General features: G+C 29.6%; 7 protein-coding genes. 6 read left to right on the forward strand and 1 reads right to left on the reverse strand.

From position 1 onward, the window contains the following. Window positions 1–16 precede the first annotated feature (16 nt). From QK892_RS02055 to QK892_RS02080, 6 genes are all read left to right on the forward strand, one after another. Entirely contained in the window at window positions 17–829 is an 813-nt protein-coding gene (locus QK892_RS02055; RefSeq protein WP_317271854.1) for a PTS mannose/fructose/sorbose/N-acetylgalactosamine transporter subunit IIC, read from the forward strand. After that, entirely contained in the window at window positions 819–1646 is an 828-nt protein-coding gene (locus QK892_RS02060) for a PTS system mannose/fructose/sorbose family transporter subunit IID (RefSeq protein WP_317271855.1), read from the forward strand. The genes QK892_RS02055 and QK892_RS02060 overlap by 11 nt, the downstream gene beginning before the upstream one ends. Window positions 1647–1861: 215 nt before the next feature. Beyond that, window positions 1862–2347, forward strand: coding sequence for a C-GCAxxG-C-C family protein (locus QK892_RS02065; protein ID WP_317271856.1), 486 nt, complete (start codon window positions 1862–1864; stop codon window positions 2345–2347). Window positions 2348–2358: 11 nt separating this feature from the next. Beyond that, complete coding sequence (locus QK892_RS02070; RefSeq protein ID WP_317271857.1) at window positions 2359–3288, forward strand: TDT family transporter; 930 nt, start codon at window positions 2359–2361, stop codon at window positions 3286–3288. 394 nt (window positions 3289–3682) lie between these two features. Beyond that, complete coding sequence (locus QK892_RS02075) at window positions 3683–5074, forward strand: DUF4317 domain-containing protein (protein ID WP_317271858.1); 1392 nt, start codon at window positions 3683–3685, stop codon at window positions 5072–5074. Between the two features lie 53 nt (window positions 5075–5127). Next, the gene (locus QK892_RS02080; protein WP_317271859.1) at window positions 5128–5478 is read left to right on the forward strand and encodes a thioredoxin domain-containing protein; all 351 of its coding nucleotides are present in this window, start codon (window positions 5128–5130) and stop codon (window positions 5476–5478) included. Between the two features lie 261 nt (window positions 5479–5739). Here the strand turns inward: QK892_RS02080 and recQ are convergent, their stop codons facing one another. Further along, window positions 5740–8184, reverse strand: coding sequence for a DNA helicase RecQ (recQ, locus tag QK892_RS02085; protein WP_317271860.1), 2445 nt, complete (start codon window positions 8182–8184; stop codon window positions 5740–5742). Window positions 8185–8380 lie beyond the last annotated feature (196 nt).

Raw genomic sequence — 8380 nt, forward strand, 5'->3', positions numbered from 1 at the left:
CGAAAGGGGATTCTACATGGACTTTAATATTGTACAAATTCTATTGGTTGCAGTATTTGCTTTTATTGCAGCTATTGACCAATTTAGTTTCTTGGAATCATTATATCAACCAATCGTATCAGGCGCTGTCATAGGTGCAATTCTTGGAGATTTACAAACTGGACTTATCGTAGGTGGTACTTATCAATTAATGACAATCGGTAATATGCCTGTAGGAGGAGCTCAACCTCCAAATGCTGTTATAGGAGGGATAATGGCAGTAGTATTTGCTATAGCTTCTAAATTAGATCCAGCAGCTGCTGTAGGTCTAGCAGTTCCATTTGCATTAATAGGACAATATTGTGTTACTTTATTATTCACAATTATGTCACCATTAATGTCAAAAGCTGATAAATATGCTGAATCTGCAGATACAAAAGGTATTGAAAAACTTAATTATCTAGCAATGGGTGCTTTAGGATTATTCTTTGCAATCGTAGTTGTTCTAGGTTTAGTTGGAGGTAGTGTTGTTGGTGATAAATTATCAGCTCTATCAACTGAATTTGCTTGGTTCATGAATGGACTTAGTGCTGCTGGTAAAATGATGCGTTATGTTGGATTTGCAATTTTAATGCGTATTATGCTATCAAAAGATTTATGGGGAATTTACTTTGCAGGTTTTGCACTTGCAACCATTATAGGTAAAATAGAAGGTTTATCTGGTTCAGCCTTATTATTAATTGCACTTATTGGAATTGCAGTATCTGTTTACGACTTCCAAACTAATGTAAAAATGAAATCTGCTACAGTAAATATAGGAATAGGAGGAGATGAAGAAGATGGAATCTAATAATACACTATATAAAGATTTGACTCCTGCTAATAAACTTGATAAGAAAACTTTAAATCAAATGGTTTGGCGTTCATTATTCTTACAAGCTTCATTTAACTATGAAAGAATGCAAGCTGCTGGATGGCTATATGGACTATTACCTGGATTAAAAAAAATTCATACTGATAAAGATGATCTTTCAAAATCTATGAAACACAATTTAGAGTTCTTTAATACTCACCCATTTCTTGTAACTTTTGTTATGGGTATAATATTATCACTAGAGCAACAAAAAGCTGATACTAATACTATTCGTGCTGTCCGTGTTGCTGCGATGGGACCTTTAGGTGGAATTGGAGATGCTATTTTCTGGTTTACATTAGTTCCAATTACTGCTGGTATCACTGCTAATATGGCTATTAGCGGTTCATTAGCTGGTCCAATATTATTTCTATTAATATTTAATGCAGTTCAATTTGGAATTAGATATTGGCTAATGCATTGGTCATACAATTTAGGTTCAAAAGCAATTGATATTTTAACCCAGAATGCTAAAGAATTTACACGTTCAGCTTCTATGCTAGGTGTATTTATAGTTGGTGCACTTACTTCAAACTATGGTGCAACAACATTAAATATTATTATAGAAAATGGAGAAGCTCCAATAAATATACAAAATATATTAGATGGTGTTCTTCCTCAAATGATTCCACTACTTTTAACATTAATGTTATTTTTCTTAATTAAGAAAAAACAATGGAGCCCTGTTAAATGTATTTTCCTATTACTCGTAATCGGGATTATTGGTGGTTTCTTCGGAATATTTGCTGTTTAATATATTTTAAATAAAATGAGGACTTGCTATTACTATTTGCAGGTCCTCTTTTCCTTTATAAAAAGCTTAATTGATTATGCTCTTTACTTATTATTTTCTCAATATAATTCTAAAACTTCTATATAACTTTCATTTATTTGCACAAAAATATAATTTTGTATTTTATTTCCTATAGATATATAATATAAATGAATATATAATATGGAGGTTTTTACATGAATATTAAAAATGAAGTAAGCATAAGAAAAATTTCTAAAGACGCAGAAGATTTATTTCGTGGAGGATTTTTTTGTTCTGAGGCACTAATGAGCTCAATACGTTCTAATTTCGAGTTGGACATACCTGAAGAAGTTATAGCCATGGCTTCTGGTTTCCCTGTTGGTATTGGCCGTTCTAAATGTCTGTGCGGAGCCGTTTCTGGTGGAGTTATGGCTTTAGGATTATTTTTTGGTCGTACTAAGCAAGGCGATTCTAAAGTAGAGAAAAATTTAGAGTTATCAAAGGAATTACATGATTGGTTTAAAGATGCTAACGGTAAAAATTCTCTATGCTGTCGTATATTAACTAAAGAGTTTGATATGTCTGTTGGTGCTCATAAGGAGCAATGTATACGTTTTACCGGGATGGTAGCTGGTAAAGTTGCTGAAATTATAGTAAGAGAGCTCGAATTAGTTAATACAGACAATTTAGTCTTATTATAGGAGTGATAGTTATGATAAAGAAAATACCACTTCCTATTTCCGGGGTAATGCTCGGTTTTGCAGCTTTAGGTAATTTACTTCAAAGTTATTCAGAATCTATCCGCTTACTATGTGGAGCTATATCTCTAATATTAGGATTATTATTAGTATGTAAAATTATTATGTATCCATCTATGATAAAGGAAGATATGAAAAATCCTATTATGGCTAGTGTATCTGCAACATTTCCAATGTCTATAATGCTTTTAGCTACTTATGTGAAACCTTTTTTAGGCCAAGGTGCTATTTATATTTGGTACTTAGGCATTCTTCTTCATTTGGCACTAATAATTTATTTTACGATAAATTTTATATTAAAATTTGATATAAAAAAGGTGTTCACTACTTACTTTATAGTTTATGTTGGAATAGCTGTTTCTAGTGTTTCAGCTCCAGCTTTCGAAAAAATTAATATAGGTACATTAGCATTTTGGTTTGCATTTATATCATGTTTGTTATTACTTATAGTTGTAACATATAGATATGCTAAATATAAAGAAATTCCTAATCCAGCTAAACCAGTATTCTGCATATATGCAGCGCCTGTAAGTCTTTGCCTTGCTGGATATATTCAATCAGTACAAACAAAATCATTATTTATGATAGGATTCTTAGGTATTTTATCAATAATAATATATCTTATAGTTTTATTAAAATTACCACAGTTATTAAAATTACCATTTTTCCCTAGCTATTCAGCATTTACATTTCCTTTCGTTATAAGTGGAATTGCAATGAAAATGACTATGGGTTACTTAGCTAAAATAGAACAACCTATTTCTTTATTAAAGTATATTGTTCTATTACAAACTATTATCGCTACTTCACTAGTAATATATACTTTATATAGATATATAGTATTTTTGATTCCAGAGAAAAAAGAACATTCAGTAGCTCAATAAATTATATATAAAAATAACTTACTATAGCTCATATTAGATAGTAAGTTATTTTTTTAACTGCTTTTTATATTTAAATATATAATATTATCTATATAGCTAATGATTAAAACAACAGAACAAATTCTTTAACAAATCACAAAAAAATATTATACTTAAGTGAGACTCTAAATCTCTGATTTAGCCAGTCGAACTTACTCCTATGAACGCAGTGAGTAGAAGTTTCCTCTAGATTCCAAAACTTGTTTTGGCTAATGGAACTTACGCAAAGCGCACTCCTATGAGCGAAGAGAATAGGAGTTTCCTCTAGACTCTAAATCTTTGATTTAGCTAAATGTGATAATAAATTTTTGACATAATTACTAATCCAAAAATAATTATATTGAGAGGTTTATATATGAGAAAAAAAGATATATTAGAACTAAAAAGACGTCTAAAGAAAGATCATTGTACCTTCACTAAAATGTGTGGTTGCTATGTTAATGGCGAAAAGCATATTATATTAAAATTTAGAGAGACATTCCTAAATTTAGATGAAGATGAATACTTTAAATACTTAGAAATTGCTAAAAAAGTTCTGTCTGGAACTATTGGCAATAATATTTTAGAACTGAACTTCCCAACTAATGAAGATCTTATAAATGAAAGACAACTTTCTCTTATGCAACTTAAAAGCAGCCAACTAAAGGATGATACCCTTCTTGACAGTTTTTATGATTCAATTATAGATAACTATGATTATACTGGTAACTTTTTAATACTTATTTTTCATGATGCTTATGATGTTATTACTAAAACTAAGGATAATGCTAAGTTAGATGAATCTGAAGAAGTATATGAATATGTTTTATGTGCAATATGCCCTGTTTCACTTTCAGAGCCTGGTCTTAGACACTTTGAAGAAGAAAATAAAATAAAGGCTCGTATTAGAGATTGGGTAGTTGAATCTCCTGCTAATGGCTTTGTATTCCCGGCATTTATTAATCGTAGTTCAGATGTTAACTCTATTATGTATTACACTAAAAATGCAAAAGATACACATCCTGAATTAATGGAATATGGCTTAGGCTGCTATTCAAAGCAAACTGCCACTTTACAAAAAGAAACTTTCCACTCTATTATTAAGGATTCCTTTAGTGCTGATGAGGAAAAGGCTGAAAAAATCCTTATGGATGTTCAAGAAAACCTAAATAATATGATTGATGAATATAATGCTATATATGATGATACAGATGCTGAACCAATAATCCTAACAAAGGATGATGTGCAAAGTTTATTAATTGAAAGTGGAATTCCTGAAGAGGTAACTACTAAGATTGAAAACTCTTACGAAGAAATTTTTGGTGATGATCTTCCTTTAGCTGAAAACTTAATTGATGCAAAGATACTTAAAGCAAATGAGCAAATAAAAAGGGAAAAACACCTTCAAAAACAAGTAGAAATACTTCAAAATAAACTTGAACAAGTTAAGCAAGAAGTGGCAGTAGATACTGAAACTCCCCTACCTACGGAAAATAATGATGAGATTTTACAAAATAATAATGATGATATAGTTTTAGATGAGCCTTCTGAAAATGATTCAACTGAAACCATAGAAACTAGTATAGAGAATGTCGATGATACAAATTCAGATGAAAATAATACATCTGATTATGATGTTATACTTCAAGTAAAACCTGAAAAAATACCTCAAATAAAATCTCAAATTATCGATGGCCAAAAATGTATCATTATTCCTATTAATGATGATGAGCAAACTACAGTTAACGGATTAGATGACTTAATTTGATATAACACTTTGAATTTGGTATAATATTCTGAAAAATGGTAGGAGGAAGTAAAATGTTTGAAAAAGATCAATATGAAGAACATATTAAATCATTTAAAAAAATACTTTCTACACAGGCAGATGACATACTAAATGATAAAGATAAGGCTGTTGTTTATATAGGGAGAGGAACTTGTCCTTTCTGTCGTAAGTTTGCTGAAAAATTAAGTAACTTGGCTAACAAAGTTGACACAACAATTTACTATGTAGATAGTGAAGATTTTTCTGATGATGGACTTAGATCATTTAGAAACAAATATAACATTGTAACTGTACCAGGTTTTATTGTTAGTAAAAATGGAGAAATAGAAGTTCGTTGTGATTCTTCAACGCCAGAAGAGGAAATATTATATATGTTAAAATAAAAATAAAAATAAAAATAAAAGAAAAAAATATAATGCTAGCTGTTCCGTCGCAGGCTCCAAGTCACACTAGCATTATATTTTTTTCTTTCCAAGCTAAAGGAAATAATTCCTCCCTCACTCGGAATTATATAATTTATTTGCGACCTCGCAGGCTCCAAGTCGCCAGAATATAATATCTATATCCTCATATACTCAAGGAAAGGAATTTATAAAAAATTATTAACAGGGTAATATTTTTATAAATTCCTTTTTTATTACTTATTAACTTATTTTGTTGCAAATAATATTCTTTAGTATTACTGCTCTAATGGCTTCGTACTTAATATAATCTGGTAAGCTTTTTTTAATGACTTGAATTTTATCTATTCCATTCTTATTAATTGCTTCTAAAATCATCTCTTCATCTTTTTTATCATAATACTTATCAAGCTCTATCTTTATACTATACTCACCTGTTGATTTTATATAATCTGTTACATATCCAAGAATTGTTGAAATTGATATTTCCATATCATCTGATATAGCTTCTATCTCTTCCCCCATATTAAGTCTATCTAAAACTATCTCTGAAGCTCCTCTTGTTTCTCCATCTATAATAAGCTTCTTTCTCTTCTTTTCTTTCCATATAGAATTAATATGATTTTCTATTACATATCTATCTACTTCATTAATTATAGAGGTACCATAAGCTTCTATCTTCTTTGGGCCAATTCCTCCAATATCTTTAAGCTTCTCTAAAGTATTAGGATAACGCCCACTTATTTCTTTCAAAGTATTTTTACTTAAAATCATTGATACAGGAAGATTTAATTTGTTAGCAAAATCTTGTCTTATCGTAATAAGTCTGTCTAAAAGGTCTTTATCACTATTAACTTCAAAATAATCATCTTCTATTTCTTGAGATTCTTCTTTATCAACTGCTATTTCCTTTTTAATATTATTTTCTATTATATATTCTCTAATAATCTCTATGAACTTTTCACCATATCTCTCATACTTAATTTCTCCGACGCCTGAAATTTCAAGTATTTCTTCTTTACTTGTAGGATATTTTATACTCATCTCTCTTAAGGTTCCATCTCCAAATATCATATATGGAGCCTTCTTTTCTTCTTGTGCTATCTCTTGTCTTAATAAACGTAATTTATCAAATAAATCATTACTTTCAGTTCTATTGCTTTCAATATTAACTTCCTTAAGAAGAACCTTAACTTCTCCCTTTATGACCTTATACGATATATTATTTAAAGCTACTGTTGAATATTCTTCATTAACATCTATGTATCCATGAGCAATTAAGATATTTATAAATTCCTTTAATCCATCACTAGAATATTCCTTCATTATTCCATAGGTACTTATTTCATCAAAGCCTAGACTTAAAAGCTTCTTGTTTTTAGAACCCCTAAGGACATCTACTATCATTCCAACACCAAAACTTCTCTTCATTTTATAAATACAAGATATAACCTTTTGTGCCTCTATAGTTCTATCCTTCACTTCACCTTTATTTAAACAGTTGCTGCAATTATTACATTCTCCTTCAGATGAATCTCCAAAGTATTCCAGAATATATTTTCTATAACAATTATTTATATAAACTAAGCTAGTCATTTGCTGAAGCTTTTTATATTGATTGTTTTTCCTTATTGGATCTTCAGTGCTAACTTCAATTAGATATTTTTGAGTAATAACATCTGCTGGTGAAAACAGCATAACACATTCACTTGCTTCACCATCTCTTCCGGCTCTCCCTATCTCTTGATAATAACCTTCAATATTCTTAGGCATATTATAATGAAGAACATATCTTATATTAGGTTTATCAATTCCCATACCAAATGCATTAGTTGCAACAATTACATTAGTTTTATCATTTATAAATTCATCTTGACACCTAATCCTTTCCTCATTTGAAAGGCCTGCATGATATCTCCCTACATTAATATTATTTTTCTTTAGCAATTCATAAATACTTTCTACTTCTCTTCTTGTAGCGGCATATACTATTCCTGAATCTTTAGTATTATTTTTTATATAATTAACTAAAAACTTCTTTTTCTCTATACCTTTAACAATATTTATTCTTAAATTCTCTCTATCAAAACCAGTAACAAATATTTTTGGTTCTCTAAGCTTTAATAAATTTACAATATCATTTCTTACTTCTTCAGATGCTGTTGCTGTAAAAGCTGTTATAATTGGTCTTTCCATAAGCTTGTCAATAAATGTAGCAATCCCTTTATAACTTACTCTAAAGTCATGTCCCCATTGAGATACACAGTGAGCTTCATCAATGGCAACCTGTGCAATTTTCACTTGTGTTATTGCTGTAATAAACTCATTTGAATGAAGTCTTTCAGGTGCAACATAAATTATTTTATATTTTTTATTATCAATCCCATTCATTACCTCATTAAACTCATAAGTGGATAAAGAGCTATTTAAAAATGCAGAGTTTATCCCTATTGAATTTAATGTGTCTACTTGATCCTTCATAAGAGATATAAGTGGTGAAATTACTATTGTTATTCCATCTAAAATTAAAGCTGGAATTTGATAACAAAGAGACTTACCTCCTCCAGTTGGCATAATGGCAAGAACATCTTTTTCGTTTAAAATTTCATCTATTATTTTTTCTTGTCCTCTTCTAAAACTCTTATATCCAAAGTATTTCTCTAAAACTTCTAATTTATTTACTGGCAATTTTGTCTCCTTTTTATATCCTTCAAATTTATTTATCTTAATTATAGCACTACATCTTCAAATATATTCATAATAAAATTAGATTGTGTAAAAAAAAGACCTCTAGTAAATAATTAAAGTAAACTGTACCCTTTGTCAAGGACAGTTAAAAAAAGAGTAGGCCTAATATAAAAGATGATTTCTGTATTGAACAGGA

It is taken from the genome of Clostridium lamae (assembly GCF_033043255.1).
GTDB lineage: Bacteria > Bacillota > Clostridia > Clostridiales > Clostridiaceae > Clostridium > Clostridium lamae.